This window comes from Acinetobacter sp. NIPH1876, from assembly GCF_022808535.1.
Lineage (GTDB): Bacteria > Pseudomonadota > Gammaproteobacteria > Pseudomonadales > Moraxellaceae > Acinetobacter > Acinetobacter higginsii.
In genome coordinates this window covers 46,883-63,116 of record NZ_JALGBR010000015.1, presented here as the reverse complement: position 1 = coordinate 63,116, position 16,234 = coordinate 46,883, and the positions used below count along the sequence as shown (strand labels likewise).

The 16,234-nt window shown below is 41.6% G+C and carries 16 protein-coding genes; 8 read left to right on the top strand and 8 right to left on the bottom strand.

Going from position 1 to position 16,234, the window contains the following annotated elements; all coding sequences use genetic code 11:
• Nucleotides 1-34: 34 nt before the first annotated feature.
• Nucleotides 35-430: a cation efflux protein, CzcI-like gene (locus tag MN869_RS16300; RefSeq protein ID WP_216077928.1), complete on the bottom strand. Its 396-nt coding sequence runs from the start codon at nucleotides 428-430 to the stop codon at nucleotides 35-37.
• A gap of 153 nt (nucleotides 431-583) precedes the next feature.
• Between MN869_RS16300 and MN869_RS16295 the strand changes: the two genes are divergently transcribed.
• Together MN869_RS16295 and MN869_RS16290 are read left to right on the top strand one after the other, a co-directional pair.
• On the top strand, nucleotides 584-1,267 hold the full coding sequence (locus MN869_RS16295) for a hypothetical protein (protein WP_243308726.1): 684 nt from the start codon (nucleotides 584-586) through the stop codon (nucleotides 1,265-1,267).
• 172 nt (nucleotides 1,268-1,439) lie between these two features.
• On the top strand, nucleotides 1,440-1,817 hold the full coding sequence (locus MN869_RS16290; protein ID WP_004803862.1) for an SEL1-like repeat protein: 378 nt from the start codon (nucleotides 1,440-1,442) through the stop codon (nucleotides 1,815-1,817).
• 45 nt (nucleotides 1,818-1,862) lie between these two features.
• Here the strand turns inward: MN869_RS16290 and ettA are convergent, their stop codons facing one another.
• Nucleotides 1,863-3,524 (bottom strand): energy-dependent translational throttle protein EttA, encoded by a 1,662-nt coding sequence (gene ettA / locus MN869_RS16285; RefSeq protein WP_243308724.1) that lies wholly within the window; start codon nucleotides 3,522-3,524, stop codon nucleotides 1,863-1,865.
• 298 nt (nucleotides 3,525-3,822) lie between these two features.
• Between ettA and MN869_RS16280 the strand changes: the two genes are divergently transcribed.
• Together MN869_RS16280 and MN869_RS16275 are read left to right on the top strand one after the other, a co-directional pair.
• The gene (locus tag MN869_RS16280; protein ID WP_171550753.1) at nucleotides 3,823-5,100 is read left to right on the top strand and encodes an aminotransferase class V-fold PLP-dependent enzyme; all 1,278 of its coding nucleotides are present in this window, start codon (nucleotides 3,823-3,825) and stop codon (nucleotides 5,098-5,100) included.
• 249 nt (nucleotides 5,101-5,349) lie between these two features.
• A complete protein-coding gene (locus tag MN869_RS16275) occupies nucleotides 5,350-6,237 on the top strand; it encodes an SDR family NAD(P)-dependent oxidoreductase (protein ID WP_005297403.1) in 888 nt (295 codons plus the stop codon).
• 64 nt (nucleotides 6,238-6,301) lie between these two features.
• Here MN869_RS16275 and MN869_RS16270 read toward each other — a convergent pair whose 3' ends face one another.
• Nucleotides 6,302-7,405 (bottom strand): SDR family NAD(P)-dependent oxidoreductase, encoded by a 1,104-nt coding sequence (locus MN869_RS16270; protein ID WP_243308723.1) that lies wholly within the window; start codon nucleotides 7,403-7,405, stop codon nucleotides 6,302-6,304.
• Nucleotides 7,406-7,510: 105 nt separating this feature from the next.
• Between MN869_RS16270 and MN869_RS16265 the strand changes: the two genes are divergently transcribed.
• A complete protein-coding gene (locus tag MN869_RS16265) occupies nucleotides 7,511-7,897 on the top strand; it encodes a MerR family DNA-binding protein (protein ID WP_243308721.1) in 387 nt (128 codons plus the stop codon).
• A gap of 492 nt (nucleotides 7,898-8,389) precedes the next feature.
• Nucleotides 8,390-9,682 carry an MFS transporter gene (locus MN869_RS16260; protein WP_243308720.1) on the top strand — a complete coding sequence of 431 codons (1,293 nt, stop codon included), beginning with the start codon at nucleotides 8,390-8,392 and terminating at the stop codon, nucleotides 9,680-9,682.
• Nucleotides 9,683-9,745: 63 nt separating this feature from the next.
• On the opposite strand, the gene MN869_RS16255 is transcribed toward MN869_RS16260, so the two are convergent.
• A complete protein-coding gene (locus MN869_RS16255) occupies nucleotides 9,746-10,510 on the bottom strand; it encodes an HD domain-containing protein (RefSeq protein WP_243308719.1) in 765 nt (254 codons plus the stop codon).
• Between the two features lie 381 nt (nucleotides 10,511-10,891).
• Between MN869_RS16255 and MN869_RS16250 the strand changes: the two genes are divergently transcribed.
• Nucleotides 10,892-12,199: a citrate:proton symporter gene (locus MN869_RS16250; RefSeq protein ID WP_243308718.1), complete on the top strand. Its 1,308-nt coding sequence runs from the start codon at nucleotides 10,892-10,894 to the stop codon at nucleotides 12,197-12,199.
• 87 nt (nucleotides 12,200-12,286) lie between these two features.
• Here the strand turns inward: MN869_RS16250 and MN869_RS16245 are convergent, their stop codons facing one another.
• A complete protein-coding gene (locus MN869_RS16245; protein ID WP_243308717.1) occupies nucleotides 12,287-13,171 on the bottom strand; it encodes a LysR family transcriptional regulator in 885 nt (294 codons plus the stop codon).
• 107 nt (nucleotides 13,172-13,278) lie between these two features.
• On the opposite strand from MN869_RS16245, the gene MN869_RS16240 reads away from it, so the two are divergent.
• Nucleotides 13,279-14,034: an SDR family oxidoreductase gene (locus MN869_RS16240; protein WP_243308716.1), complete on the top strand. Its 756-nt coding sequence runs from the start codon at nucleotides 13,279-13,281 to the stop codon at nucleotides 14,032-14,034.
• 49 nt (nucleotides 14,035-14,083) lie between these two features.
• Here MN869_RS16240 and MN869_RS16235 read toward each other — a convergent pair whose 3' ends face one another.
• From MN869_RS16235 to MN869_RS16225, 3 genes are all read right to left on the bottom strand, one after another.
• Nucleotides 14,084-14,401, bottom strand: a complete 318-nt coding sequence (locus MN869_RS16235; RefSeq protein WP_016542691.1) for an AzlD domain-containing protein — start codon at nucleotides 14,399-14,401, stop codon at nucleotides 14,084-14,086.
• A complete protein-coding gene (locus MN869_RS16230) occupies nucleotides 14,398-15,111 on the bottom strand; it encodes an AzlC family ABC transporter permease (RefSeq protein ID WP_243308715.1) in 714 nt (237 codons plus the stop codon). Before MN869_RS16230 ends, MN869_RS16235 begins: the two co-directional genes overlap by 4 nt.
• A 77-nt stretch (nucleotides 15,112-15,188) precedes the next feature.
• The gene (locus tag MN869_RS16225; protein ID WP_243308714.1) at nucleotides 15,189-16,019 is read right to left on the bottom strand and encodes an AraC family transcriptional regulator; all 831 of its coding nucleotides are present in this window, start codon (nucleotides 16,017-16,019) and stop codon (nucleotides 15,189-15,191) included.
• Nucleotides 16,020-16,234: the final 215 nt, after the last annotated feature.

Below are 16,234 nucleotides of genomic sequence, written 5' to 3'. Positions count from 1 at the left end.
AAGATTGCGGTGGGCTATTTTTCGGCTACCCCACCTATAGCGGGGTTGATAAAGGCGGCGGATTTAGCCCTGAAAGATGTGGAGACTGATAGAAGTTGGACCAGTAATATTTTTGTTCTACGTCCTGACTGTGCAACATCGGTTCATTTACACGTTGCTGAACTTCAGCCACCACCACATGAAAACAAGATGGCAGATGGTCATGATGATCTTGCAAGCTTAAAGGCATCGGTAAATCTGCTGCGACTTTATCAAAGACAGCGCCTTGTTCAGAACTGTGTGTCTTTTCAGCAACATGATGCCCAAAATGATTCAATGTACTGTATTCACTGACCGTCTCATGCGCGCAAAATGCTGCCGCCACATTCCAGAAACTTTGGAACATGAACAAACTCAGCAAGACGGTCACGAAAACAGTTGAGCGTTGCAACAGCACACCCTTACAGTAAATTGCACAAAGGCACTATAGCAGGCTATGCCAATGTAATAAAATTACAAAACAATTTTCAGTCATTTTCTCACTGATTTAAAAGGTTTTTTGATTCTCATTCATGATAATAATGTTCTCTCTGACGGGTATTTTATGTATAAAACCTTCTCCCTTTTGGTCTTAACCATGACTTTAAGCGGATGCGCAACCAGCCTACTTTCCACTGCCTTACCCAATGAAAGCTCACAGGTTCAAACCACCACACTAAAAACCGATCAGATTCTGGCGCTTGGACAAGCCATTCAAAATGAAAAAAGCCAAGGTCTGATATTTATTGGACAAGATTTCAATTACTTAATGACCGATGGGAGTACTGAGCTGCTAAAGCTTTTGCATGCCATTCCAGCCGAGCAACGCAGCTTTCATCCTAGCCCACTGGTACTGACCATGGATGACCCGAATCATTTTCGTGGCGTATTAAAAATGCGCTATCACACCCGTATGGTGGATCTCAATTCAAAGCAAAAAGAATTATTGAAATCCTTAGGTTTTAGACAAAATTTTGACTTGATTCAAAATCAAGAAACTGCGCCTTATCCTTATATCAATGTGTTTTTTAAAGGGCAGCTGTATCAAGCACTCGATCAGCAAAAAATCCAACAAAAATTGGCACAACCCTATCCAATTAGCTTACAACAACAGACCACCATCACCACCAAACATCCAGTCAAACGAGCAACCCGTATGGTGCTCTATCCTTTGGCAATGGTCTTCGATGTAGTCACTGTTACTCCGCTCCTGATGTGGTCTGATCTACGAGGTGATTTTAATAAATAGACACAAATAAATGGGTACAGCTAGATAAGCCAATGACCGAAGCAATCTGGTATTGGCCTATTTTCTATCGCATTTATCACTGCTATGGAATACACAAATAGAACAATAGCTGCAAAGAAAAAACATATATTAAAAACATAATAATGAAAAACTTAGCTCAAGGAGTTGCATGATGAATATTGCAAGTATCAAACAGCGGTTGCATTCCTATTGTTCTGGTCTGGTTCAACAGAACATCATATCTGAGTCTGAACGAGAAATTCATAAAGCTGAGTTTTTTCAAACATTGGCACATCATGAACACGAGCAAGACAGCCACCCTTTTATTTCAGCCAATGACCGCAATGCGGTTTGGTATTTCCTTCGTGCAGCCTTACGTGGTAATGCAGATGCCGCTTTTAAACTAGGTGAAAGCTATTTGCATGGCGAGTTAGGTTTAGATAAAAATTATGGCAAAGCGCAATATTGGTTAGAACGCGCAGCCCATTTAGGACATCCTGAAGCCAAAGCCTATTTATATAGTGCATTCAGTGAATTGGCATTTTCATAAGCATAAAAAAACCAGCTCGGAAGCTGGTTTTTTTATTTACAGAAATTAACCTGTAATCTTTTTATATTTAGAACGTTTTGCGACCGCTGCATCACCTAAACGCGACTGGCGGTATGCTTCATATTCAGCATAGTTACCTTCGTAGAACTCAGGCTGTTCATTTTCAAATGACAAGATATGCGTTGCAATACGGTCAAGGAACCAACGGTCATGCGATACCACCATGACCGTACCAGGGAATACAAGAATTGCATCCTCAAGTGCACGTAAGGTTTCGATATCCAAGTCGTTTGAAGGCTCATCCAGTAAGATAACGTTTGCACCTAACTGTAAAATTTTCGCAAGTTGTAAACGGTTACGTTCACCACCTGACAATTCACCTACACGTTTTTGCTGATCTTGACCTTTGAAGTTAAAGCGACCGATATAAGCACGCGATGCGATTTCGTATTCACCGATTTTTAGGATATCTAAACCACCAGAAACTTCTTCCCAGACGGTTTTATTATTATCCAACGTATCGCGGATCTGCCCTACATAAGCCACTTTAACTGACTCACCTAAGGTTACTGTACCTGTATCTGGTTGCTGTTCGCCCGTCATCATACGGAATAGCGTGGTTTTACCCGCACCGTTCGGACCCACAATACCGACAATCGCCGTTGGCGGAATGGTAAAAGTTAAGTCTTTATAAAGCAGACGACCATCAAATGATTTGCTGATCCCTTCAACTTCTACAACTTTATTGCCTAGACGTGGACCAGGTGGAATATAAATTTCAGATGTTTCGTTACGCTGTTGGAACTCACGTGAGTTAAGCTCTTCAAAACGTTCCATACGCGCTTTGTTTTTCTTTTGCTGACCTTTGGCATTTGAACGAACCCATTCCAGTTCTTTTTTCAATGCCTTAGCAAAAGATTCTTCTTGCTTGTTTTCTTGCTCTAGACGCGCATTCTTTTGTTCCAACCAAGAGGTATAGTTGCCTTGATAAGGAATACCCATGCCACGGTCAAGTTCAAGAATCCACTCAGCCACGTTATCTAAGAAATAACGGTCATGCGTAATCGCAACGATTGTGCCTGGGAAGTCTTTCAAGAAACGCTCTAACCAAGTTACTGATTCAGCATCTAAATGGTTCGTCGGTTCGTCAAGAAGCAACATATCTGGCTTCGAAAGCAATAAACGACATAAGGCAACACGGCGGCGCTCACCACCTGAAAGTAATGATACATCAGCATCCCAAGCTGGGAGGTTCAATGCATCAGCAGCAATTTCCAGCTGGTTATTCAGGTTATGCGCATCCCAAGCGTGGATGATTGATTCTAATTTTTCCTGCTCTTTTGCAAGCGCATCAAAATCTGCATCAGGCTCAGCATATTCAGCAAAAACTTGATCAAGACGCGCTAAAGCATCAAGTGCTTCACGTACGCCATCTTCAACGTTACCACGAACGTCTTTGCTTGGATCGAGTGGCGGTTCTTGTTCTAAGTAGCCGATCTTGATTCCTGGTTGTGCACGAGCTTCACCTGAGAAATCTTTATCTACGCCAGCCATAATACGGAGTAAGGTTGACTTACCAGCACCGTTCAAACCAAGCACACCAATTTTTGCGCCTGGGAAAAATGATAAAGAGATGTCTTTTAAGATTTCGCGCTTCGGCGGAACCATTTTCGACACTCGATTCATCGTATAAATATATTGGGCCACGCAGGACTCCTCAAGAAAAACGAATACATCGCAAAATAGCGAATAAAATAATCGGCGTATTATACGCTGAAAAGCCAATTGACTTGAAGTTAAGATGACATTTGTTTGTCTGGATCAAAGAATTTTCTTTTGCAAGACATTACAGGCTTGAATTATTTCGTCATTTTCAAAAACAATTACGACCGATAAAGACTCGCTATATCACTAAAATCACTATCAAGCGCAAAAATTATGCACCATTTTGGATAAAAAATACGCTAGACTCGATCAACATTTAACACACGTAGATGATGTAATCATGACTTATAAAGATGAAACTTTAGCCATTCATGCGGGATATTCACCAGAAGCAACTACCAAAGCAGTGGCGGTGCCAATCTATCAAACCACCTCTTATGCCTTTGATAATACACAACATGGGGCAGATTTATTTGATCTTAAAGTTCAAGGAAATATCTACACCCGTATTATGAACCCGACCACGGCTGTACTTGAACAGCGTATAACTGCGCTCGAAGGTGGTATTGGGGCATTGGCTTTAGCCTCAGGCATGGCAGCAATTACCTATGCCATTCAAACTATTGCCGAAGCAGGTGACAATATTGCATCCGTATCTACCTTGTATGGTGGGACTTATAATTTATTTGCCCATACACTACCAAAGCAAGGCATTGAAGTCCGTTTCTTCGATTATCAGAATCCTGAAGCATTGCGTCAGATTATTGATGAAAAGACCAAGCTGGTTTTTGTTGAATCGATTGGTAATCCCCTTGGCAATATCATCGACCTTGAAGCCATAGCCAAAATTGCCCATGAATATGGTGTACCAGTCATTGTTGATAATACGGTGGCTACACCTGCCTTATTAAAGCCATTTGAATTTGGTGCGGATATTGTGGTGCATTCTTTAACCAAATATATCGGCGGACATGGCAATAGCATCGGTGGCGTGATTGTCGACAGCGGCAAGTTTCCTTGGGGCAAATATCCTGAACGCTTTAAAGCTTTAAATACACCTGACCCAAGCTATCATGGCGTGAATTATGTCGAAGTATTGGGTGAAGCCGCTTTTATTGCGCGTGCGCGCGTGGTGCCATTACGTAATACCGGTGCAGCAATTAGTCCATTAAGCGTATTCTTGATCCTACAAGGACTCGAAACCTTGAATCTACGCATGGAACGTCATACCGAAAATGCCATCAAAATTGCCGAATATTTAAAACAACATGCAAAAGTGAAGTGGGTGAATTATGCAGGTCTAAAAGACCATCCACAGCACCATTTGGCACAAAAGTATGTGAAAGGTAAACCTTCTGCCATCCTTTCTTTCGGTGTTCAGGATGGTCTGGCAGGCGGCACCCGCTTTATTGATGCATTACAGTTGTTTACGCGTCTGGTGAATATCGGAGATGCCAAAAGTCTAGCTTGCCATCCAGCGACGACAACTCACCGCCAGCTCAATGCAGAGGAACTCAAATCAGCAGGCGTCAGTGAAGACTTAGTGCGTTTATCTATTGGGATTGAGCATGTTGATGATCTGATTGCCGACCTCGAACAGGCCCTTGCTCAGGTTTAATTTGAATGAAATCAATAAGCCTCTCTACAGGGGCTTATTTTTTGTGCAAAAGCTAAAAAATATAATTGCTTTTTCAACTATTACAAGATCTTGTTTTAGAGCTTTTACTCTAAAAAAGACATTATTTTTCAAATATTTACACTAGACAAACAAAAAATATCGGTTAATATTACACCAAAATAAAGTGCAGTGTTTAATCGTAATAAGAAGGCATTGCAAACAACAGCGTGATTAATGTAGGTAACTTACATGAATGCAAAACTCAAAAAACTTTTTCAGCAAAAAGTCGACGGTAAAACAATCATTGTCACAGGAGCATCAAGTGGTATTGGTTTAACGGTTTCAAAATACCTTGCTCAAGCAGGTGCTCATGTCTTATTGCTCGCTCGTACTAAAGAGAAGTTAGATGAGGTCAAAGCTGAGATCGAGGCTGAAGGTGGAAAAGCGACCGTATTTCCATGTGATCTCAATGATATGGAATCGATTGATGCAGTTTCAAAAGAAATCTTAGCAGCAGTAGATCACATTGATATTCTTGTGAACAACGCAGGACGTTCAATTCGTCGTGCGGTACATGAGTCGGTTGATCGTTTCCATGACTTCGAACGTACCATGCAGTTAAATTACTTTGGTGCAGTACGTTTAGTGCTAAATATTTTACCGCACATGATGCAGCGTAAAGACGGCCAAATCATTAACATCAGCTCGATTGGTGTTCTTGCCAATGCAACCCGCTTTTCTGCTTATGTGGCGTCTAAAGCCGCGCTGGATGCATTTAGTCGTTGTTTATCTGCGGAAGTTCACTCACACAAAATTGCGATTACCTCTATTTATATGCCTTTAGTGCGTACCCCAATGATCGCACCAACCAAAATTTATAAATATGTACCAACGCTTTCACCTGAAGAAGCAGCCGATTTGATTGCTTATGCAATCGTGAAGCGTCCGAAAAAGATCGCGACGAACTTAGGTCGACTTGCTTCGATTACCTATGCGATTGCACCTGACGTCAACAACATTTTGATGTCGATTGGTTTCAACTTATTCCCAAGCTCTACCGCATCTGTCGGTGAGCAAGAGAAATTGAACATTATGCAACGTGCCTATGCGCGTTTGTTCCCAGGTGAACACTGGTAATCGCCTACGATGATTCAAAAAGCAGCCACTCAACAGATTGGCTGCTTTTTTATGCATAAGTATTTTAAGAGCCTGTGTTTTGATTCATCCAATCGGTTGTTTTACGAATCGCTGCTTCTAAGTTTCCCATTGAAATCTGCCAACGCTGTTGAAACTGCGTCAATCGTTCTCGATCCAACTGTTCTGTTCTTAGAAAACTCAGCATTTCCGTAGACATTTCTAATTTTTCCGCCAACCACTGCCACTTTAAAATAAATCTCAGCAATCCGATTGGCATATGCGTAGTTGGTGCACTCACCTGTAATTGATCTGCAATCATTTGAGCGAGTTGATGCAAAGCCAGATTGTTTTCACTCACAGCCAACATCGCTTGATTCGACAAAGCCATATCAACAGAAGCACTGACCATTATCCGACATAAGTCATCGACACGGATTAAAGGTAGATAATGTTGAGCCGTTGCAGGGATGGCACCCATTTTTCCCCGTTTGAGCACATCAATCATTTGCGCGATCGGCTGATTCGTGGGAATTTCACCAGACACATCATCGCCAACAACTGTTGCAGGATGGATAATGGTCCAATCTACGGATAGCTGTTGCGCCTGTTGTATCCATGCAAAATGCGCTTCTATTTTAGATGCTTCATAAGCCCCCAGATGCTGATACACAGATTGCCATTGGGTACGCTCAGGTTGTTCAAGACAAAGCCCTGCCTGCTGTAAATGACCCGTGATCGTCAGCATATAACCCGAAACATGTACTGCTCGCTTCAAAGCACAATATTGCTGAACACAGGTTAATAAATTCAACGCACCTTCAACATTTACAGCACGCGCTTGTTGCATACTCAGGTTCCACGCAAACAACGCACTACTATTATATAAAGTGTTCACTGCGCTTAATTTTTGCCAATCTTGCTCGCTGATGGCAAGCTTAGCCTGCGTCACATCACCTTGGATAAAGCTCAATTGATTCATGGAAACATCTTTTTGACTGAGCCAATTTGTGAGCGCAGGTTGTTGTTTAGCTTGATTCCGAACTAAGGCAAAAACCGTGTGTCCTTGCTTCAGTAGCTCTAAAATTAAATAGCGACCAATAAATCCTGTTGCACCTGCAACCAAGGCGACTTGTTGATCTTGTTGAGTTTTTAAGTTGTTATGCCCCATCTCGTCTGCTCTTTTGATTGAATGTAGGCATAGGCTAAAGGATGGAGTACACTCAATGGTCAAGGCATTTTTTAGACATATTCAAGAATAATAAGGATGATCGCCATGTTAATTGGACAATTGGCAAAACAGACGGATTTAAGTCGGGATACCATTCGCTTTTATGAAAAAATGCAGCTGATCCAATCCATTACCTGTAATAACGGCTATAAAGATTATTCAGAACAAACCCTACAACAACTGCAATTGATTCGTACTGCAAAAAACCTTGGATTCTCGCTCAATGAAATTAAGCAGATTTTAGCGATGACAGCCCAAGATGAAATCCCTGCCCCACAAGTACAAAGCATTTTCCAAGACAAGTTAGACGTGATAGATGAGAAGATTGTACAGCTTCATCAAATCAGAACGATGTTAAGTCGATTTACTCAGGGTGAAGCTTGTCCATTGAGGAAAGATTGTCCGATTCCAGACCTCAACCAATTGCTTTAAAAGCTTTCTGCAATGGCCACAACTTCCCATGTGTATAAACTAAAACTTATCCACAGCTTTGCTGTATTAATCATCAGTAGCGTCTATTGATTTTGCTTCTAACATATTTCTGGATCACATATTTCCAATGCGATTGCCACGCTCACCTTCCAATACAAGCACTCCATGTCTTGAATTGAAATAAAAAGATGAAAATCCTAAAAAATGCCTTTATTACAATCTATTTACATAACATCAGCTTGTTCCTGTTCCTAGATTGTCCCTTGATACAGCTCAATTAATTGCTTTTAAAAACATTAAATTCCCAATATTGACCATTCTGACATTCTTTATCTGTCAATGATTTAGCTAAAAACCAGTATTATTCTCTCTATCTAAAAATACATTCATAAAAAGCATACAAAATAGTGTCATTTTCATGCTTCTTTAGCGGTATATAACATTCTGTAAAGATTCAGTTACAGAATCTTGCTTGGTTGAAAAGGAACATATATGAGTCAGACATATAGCAAGGAAGAAAAAAGAAGTCGTATCAAAGGTATCGTCGGTGCGGCATCAGGGAATTTAGTTGAGTGGTTCGATTTCTATATTTATGCCGTTTTTGCTGCCTATTTTACCCATGCATTGACCGCTCCAGATATGGATCCAACCACCAAAGCCATTTATGTTTGGGGGGTGTTTGGCGCCAGCTTTTTCATGCGCCCAATCGGCAGTTGGCTATTCGGACGTATTGCTGACCGTCAAGGCCGCAAGCAATCAATGGTCATTTCAATTTGCTTAATGGCACTCAGTTCATTTTTGTTCGCAGCCTTACCGACTTATGATCAAGTCGGGATGTGGGCACCCTTTTTACTGCTCATGGTACGTTTACTGCAAGGCCTCTCTGTCGGTGGTGAGTATGGTGCTGTTGCAACCTATATGAGTGAACTCGGCTTAAAAGGGCAACGCGGCTTCTTTGCATCATTCCAGTATGTCACGCTTTCAGGTGGTCAGTTACTTGCCAGTTTGCTTGGGGTGATCTTGCTCGGCTTTATGACCGAACAACAGCTGAATGATGGTGGCTGGCGAATCCCTTTCGTCATCGGTGGTGTTGCTGCATTATTGTCTTTGTTCGCCCGTAGTCGTTTAGAAGAAACCTTGTCGCATGAAGATGCTGAACGTGAAGAATCAGGTAGCTTAGTTGCCTTGCTTAAACAGCATTGGAAAACTTTCCTATTGGTTGTTGGCTATACATCAGCTGGTTCACTCACCTTCTATGTGGTCACGGTTTATTCAAAAACCTACCTCACTAATATTGGTATGGATGGCAAAACGGTTGGCTTTATCATGACCACTGCGCTATTTGTCTTTATGTTGGCGCAACCTTTGTTTGGCATGTTGTCAGATCGTATTGGTCGTCGTGCATCGATGTTAGCATTCAGCTTACTCAGCGCCATCTTTATTTATCCAGTCATGGTGACAGGTATGCGCAGCTTTGCTGACTCCCCTGTCGTTATCACCCTATTACTGATTTTCTTGATGATGTTGCTGAGCTTCTATACCTCCATCAGTGGTCTAGTCAAAGCCGAAATGTTCCCACCACATGTCCGTGCTTTAGGTGTAGGTTTCTCCTATGCTGTCGGTAATGCCTTATTTGGCGGTTCTGCACCATCGGTGGCGTTATTATTTAAAGATGCGGGCATTGAAAACACCTTCTTCGTCTATGTGATTATCATGCTGATTATTTGTTTTTTCTGTAGCTTGGCCTTACCGAAAAAACCTGTATATCTTGAACATGACCACTAAATAAATTGTGTCCTCAATTTAAACCACTTTTGTAAAAGCAAAGGTGGTTTTTTATTTTGAGCTTTATTCTAGATAGGGATTTAAATTCACTAACTGTTTGAAACCGCTGTTCACTAACATTGCGGTACGAGATTTTGGTCGTTCATGTGCTTCCTGTTGGGTAAATTCAATCATGCTCTGATTAAAATCAAGTCGTGGGTATCTTTGCTGTAATTGCTGTCTAAACTGTTCTGAAAACTCAAAACCACGACTACCAATCACATCACAACTGGCCGCTTGTTGCAGCAAATGCGCTTCTATTCCCTCATTGAGCCCAACATAAGGATTCATATGCATACTGATCACCTCAAAAAGTTGATCCGCTCGGGGTGGTTGCCAACCCTGTTCAAGCGACCAATCTTTTGCTGCATACGCCCCTTGCCCAGCGAAACAACGACAATGTTGATGATGCTGATAATGTGGTTCTGTCATGCCTAAATCATGCAATAAGCATGCAACTGCTAATAATTCATCATCACGTTGCATGTTTTGCATCTTGGCAAAAGCAATGGCATAACACCATGTACGAAGACAATGATTTTGCAGAGACGTTGAGCTACAGGACTGCATCTCCTCTAAAGCCCGTTGCACATCTACACTATCAGGCAAGACAAGATCATCCAGATGCAATTCATGCTGAACATTCAGCCTGCTCCGATTCACCAAACTGTACATTTTTATACTCTGTTTTAGCACAGGCAACAGGCTATGACTCAAAAGTGCTATACGATCTTTTAAGGATAAATCCCCCGAAGTCTGTGCCATCCAAGCGTGTCGACCTATCTGCATTTTTATCCAACCTTAAAATTAGAGTAATTACTCTAATTTATGTTGTACTGCAAAAAAAGACAGAAGTCAAAATCAAGTCATTTCATTTTGATTGTTCTCAGCGCAGTATTTTTAGAGAATTGGCGATTAAATCTACCGCTTTAATCTCCAGCTTTCATCTAAAAATTGGCTACTTTTCATTAAAATCATCATTTTACTCTGACCAATTTTCCAGAAAAATTAAACAAAATGTTCATTTCTCGGCCTGTTTTTTTGTTTTTTATCCTTAATCCTAAGAACCAATTAAGTTTTTATGCATAATGGTCGGCGCTTTAATTTTTATTTTTGGTGTATTTTTAACACTTTTTTATGTCAAGAGGTTACAACTTTAGGGAGTAAATAATGCTGACGCTGATCGGTATTCTAATTATTGTGACAATTGTTGCGCTACTGATGTCTGGTAAAACCAGTCCAATTGTTGCGATGTCGATTGTTCCTCTTATTGGCGCGCTCATTGCTGGTTTTTCGATTAGCGAGATTTCTGGTTTCTTTGAAGCCGGTCTAGCCAAAGTGACCAAAGTGGCGACCATGTTTTTATTCGCCATTTTGTTTTTTAGCATTTTAAAAGAATTACATGTCTTTGACCCCATGATTAAACGCATGGTTCAAATGACCCGTGGCAATGTCGTCATCGTTGCTGTGATGACCACTGTGATTGCTGCGATTGTACATTTAGATGGATCAGGCGCTGCCACTTTTTTAATTATTATTCCTGCTTTATTACCACTGTACCGTAAATTGGGCATGAGTCCCTATCTGATGCTATTACTCATGGCAGGCAGTATGGGCGTAATGAATATGGTGCCATGGGGCGGACCTTTGGGACGTGCTTCGGCCGCGACAGGTTTAGATGCTGCCACACTCTGGCATAGTCTGATTCCCGTTCAAGTGATCGGTGTGACAGGGATGATGGTGTTTGCCGTATTTATGGGATTACGTGAGAAAAAACGCATTCTCGCAGCACAGGCTCTCGGTACTACGCCTTTTGAACAAGACTGCATGGCCAAAGACCTTGCCGAAGATATTCAGGAAGATGCTCAACCTAAAAACCTGTGGTTTAACCTCGGTCTGATCGTTGCTGCCATTATCTGTTTAGCTTTTGGACTATTCTCTGCACCTTATGTGTTTATGATTGCCCTTGCCTTGGTCTTGATCGTCAACTTCCCGCAGCCGAAAACACAGATTGAAGTGATTGGTCGTCATGCACCACAAGCACTGAGCATGGTTGCCATTATTTTTGCTGCTGGTGCATTCCTCGGAATTTTGTCTGAGTCAGGTATGTTGCAATCGATTGCCTTGGATTTAATTAAAATTCTACCAAGTACATGGATTGCGAGCCTGCACATTCTGGTGGGAATTTTGGGTGTACCGATGGACATCTTTACCAGTACGGATGCCTATTATTTTGCGCTATTACCGATTGTGCAGGAAGTCACTGCTACCGCTGGGGTGAATGCCGATTCAGTGGTGTACGCCATGGCGATTGGCAACAATGCAGGAACCTTTGTCAGCCCATTCTCACCCGCAACTTGGCTTGCAGTCGGACTGACAGGCACCGATATGGGACGCCATTTGCGCTATTCATTTGGCTGGATCTGGTTATTCAGTTTCTTTACCTTAGGCGCTGGCTTCTTACTGGGTCTTTATTAATCCTTGCCAAAATAAAAAAGCATACTCAGGTATGCTTTTTTATTGCCCGCATGCTTCACCCACCTAAATCGAGCATTCGCTTTCCGATTACAGTTTGGTTTTTAACAACCCATCTAACCAGTCAATAAAGTCCTGAAAATATTTAGGGCGGTATTGGCGGTCAGTCAGTAACAAATTGACAGGTAATTGTAAGCTTGGAATATCAATAAATAATCGCTGTAACTGTCCTTGTTGTACATAAGGCGCTGCATCAAATTCAGGGATTTGAATCATGCCAATACCTGCTAAACCTGCCTGAATATAAGCCTCAGTATTCTCAACCAATAAACGATACGGCATTTTGACTCGATGTGATTGGAATAAAAGTTCACTCCACTCTCGATAATGTTTAGCGACATGGTAATCCACCGCGAAGTGCTGTTGTAATTCCTCAAAGCGTTGAGGTTCGCCAAACTCTGCCAAATATTGCGGTGCTGCTACAGTCCATATTTCGGTTTGGGCAATTGGGCGAATCAGCAGATATTCATCCTGAACTTGCCCGACACGTACCACACAATCCAACTGTTGCTCGATTAAATTAGAAAAATCATCACTGCCATTCACCAACACTTTTACTTTGGGGTAACGTTGATAAAATTCAGATAGATGAGGAATCAGAACTTGTGTGGCTATGCGTTTCGGCATACCAATACTGATCTTGCCTTCCTGACTACGCACATGGGTTTTAAAACGGTTCAGCTCTTTTAACTGTGCCACCAAACGCATGGCTTCATCGTAAAACAAACTCCCTTCATGGGTTAAAGCCACTTTACGCGTGGTGCGATAAAACAGTAATACCTCATATTCTTTTTCCAGTGTTTGAATCGCATAAGTCACATTGGAACGCGGTAATCCCAATTGCAGCGCGGCTTGTGCAAAAGACTGCTTCTCTGCTACCAAACAGAAGATTTTTAAACGATCAATCTTATCCATTTTTATTGTTCAACTTTTTTGCACAATCAATTCAATACTAACAACTATTTCAAACAAATAAATTAGATTAGCATGTTTTTTATGCAAAACAACATCAGGACAAATACATGTCACAACATCATCTAAATGGAAAAACCGTACTGATCACAGGCGGCGCAAAAAACTTAGGCGGTTTGATTTCACGTAAGTTCGCGGAACAAGGTGCAAATTTACTGATTCATTACAACAGTGCTGCCACCCAAGCGGATGCCGAACAAACCTTAAAAGACGTACAGGCACTCGGAGCAAAAGCAGTGTTGGTACAAGCTGATTTATCCGATATCCAAACTATTGAGCAGTTGTTTATCACAGCTAAAGAAAACTTTGGTAGCGTCGATATTGCGATTAATACCGTGGGTCGTGTGCTGAAGAAACCGTATTTAGACACTACTGAGCAAGAGTTTGATGGCATGAATGACATCAACAATAAAATTGCCTATTTCTTTATTCAATCGGCAGGTCGTCATCTCAATGACAATGGAAAGATCTGCACCATCGTAACCAGTTTACTTGCAGCTTATACGGGACTTTATTCAACCTATGAAGGCTTAAAAGCCCCTGTCGAGCATTATACCCGTGCCGCATCAAAAGAGTTTGGTGAACGTGGTATCTCCGTTACTGCGGTCGCACCAGGCCCAATGGATACACCATTTTTCTACGGTCAAGAAGCACCAGAAGCCGTGGCCTATCATAAATCAGCATCTGCTTTAGGTGGCTTAACCAAGATCGAAGATATTGAACCTTTGGTTCGCTTCTTGGTTACCGATGGCTGGTGGATTACTGGACAAACGATTTTTGCAAATGGCGGTTATACCACCCGTTAAGTCGAATATTGACAAAGGTTTGGGTATTCAAGCGCAATGCCCAAACCTACTAAGGTAAGAAAAACACCAAAGCATAGAAACAGGCCAAACTCAGGATAATGGTCAATAGGGTATGTTTCACCTTATACGCAATGATGATGGTTAAAATCGTGGCCAAAAAATACGGATTCAATAAGGTCGAACGAAATGCGCCATGCTCATCCATAAATACAATGGGTGTCGCAATCGCAGTCAATAAACACGGTGCAGAATACTGTAAGGATTGTTGAAACCATTTCGGTAAACGTAACGGAATATTCGGTTCTAGCAAAATATAGCGATTCATAAACACCACCACAGCCAGAATAATCAGAAGGAACCAAGTCATGCCACACGCTCCCGAAGATTCTGTAAACAAGTCGCGGTCAACATACCAATCACCCCTGCCAAAATCGCGGCACTTTTAATCCCTAGACTCAGAAAAACTAAGGTTAACAGCACGGATACCAATACTCCGACCAACGTATTTATGTTTTTAATAAACGGAATAACAATCGCGATAAAGGTCGCTACAATCGAAAAGTCCAAGTGATATTGATCAAGATTCGGTACTGATGAGGCAAGCAGCACCCCACAAAGACTAAACAAGACCCAACATAGATAAAAACAGCTTCCTGCACCCAATAAATAGTAAATATAGTGTTGCTGCTTTTTAATACTCACCGCAAACAATTCATCAGTCAGCAAAAAGCCCAACAGTAAGCGATGTTTTAAAGGCTGTTTAGAAATATCTTCACGCAGATACAGTGCATATAGATAATGCTGTGTGGTAATCAGAAATACTGAAATGATGATGGTGAATGCAGGCGTTCCTGCCATGACTAAACCTAAGGTCATCAACTGCGCTGCGCCTGCAAAGACCAAAGCCGACATGCCAATCGCTTGTCCAGTACTCAGCCCTGCCTGAATCGCCATCGAACCTGCCAATAATCCCCACGGTAATACAGCAAAACACAGCGGCAGTATTTTAATTACTCCATTGAGGAATGCCCGTGATACTGTCATTGGCCTATCATCGGTTATGCTTTCACTTAACATCAAAATCACAATTGCTCATAAAAGACATCATCACTATGCCAAAAATTGATCAGTGAGAATTGTATAAAATTGCTGTTTTATTTGAGGTAAGTGATATAGCCACCAGGGGTAATACCAAATGTCTGGCGAAAATGCCGACTAAAATGACTCTGATCCGAGAATCCACATTGCTGTGAAACCTCAGATAAATTAAGCCCTTGTCTTAAGAGTTTTTGTGATTTTTGCAGCCGCGCTTGCACCAACCATGCATGCGGTGATAGTCCCACATGTTTTTTAAATTGACGTAAAAAATGCCACTGACTCAGATTGGCCATTTCCGCAAGTGCAGCCAAAGAGAACTCCTGCTCTGGCATGCTCGCCATCAGCTCTTTAATATTTAAAATTCGCTGCTTGGCATTACTCAGATCAGTAATCTGCGGTTTCACCTGACTATATTTCGATACCAACCAGGCAATGGTCGAAAGAAACAAGGTTTGTTTTAATAAAGTGTTATGCGGTTGTTCCAATAAATCGAATAACAGACGGAATTGCTGCGCCAACCCTTCATCATGGAGTACTGCCTCTCTAAACCACGGCGCTGTACCATGCACGATAGTCAAATCACGTGTCAGTTCGTGAAATATTTCGGGGGTTGGATAAATTGCACGATAGCGCCACCCTGTTTCTACAGCGGCAGAGCCCGTATGAACCTCATCGGCATTGACCAGAATAATATCGCCCTGTGGTGCAACATGATTGCCCCCTGTGCGATAAAAGCGTTGTGCGCCTTCTTCAATTACACCAATACAAAATCCTTCATGAACATGTCGTGAGAATTCTTGCTGATAGTAACTTGCTTTCAGCATTTCCAGACCACCTAATTCTTCTAGGTGTAAGTAATCGACTTGTTCACGAGGTCTACGCGACATCACGACCTCCTTTGAATTCTTTGCATCATGTCAGGTTAACGCGATTTAAATAGATATATAGAACAAAATTGCTGTTTGTTGATTTTATCTGAATTCCTACATATTTCTTAATTTACAAAGAATGATTTAATTAATATTGATGATTGCGCGAAGTGACATACAAACTTCCATGCTCAGGACAAGACACCATAATACGCTCAAAATAAAAGCCTCCG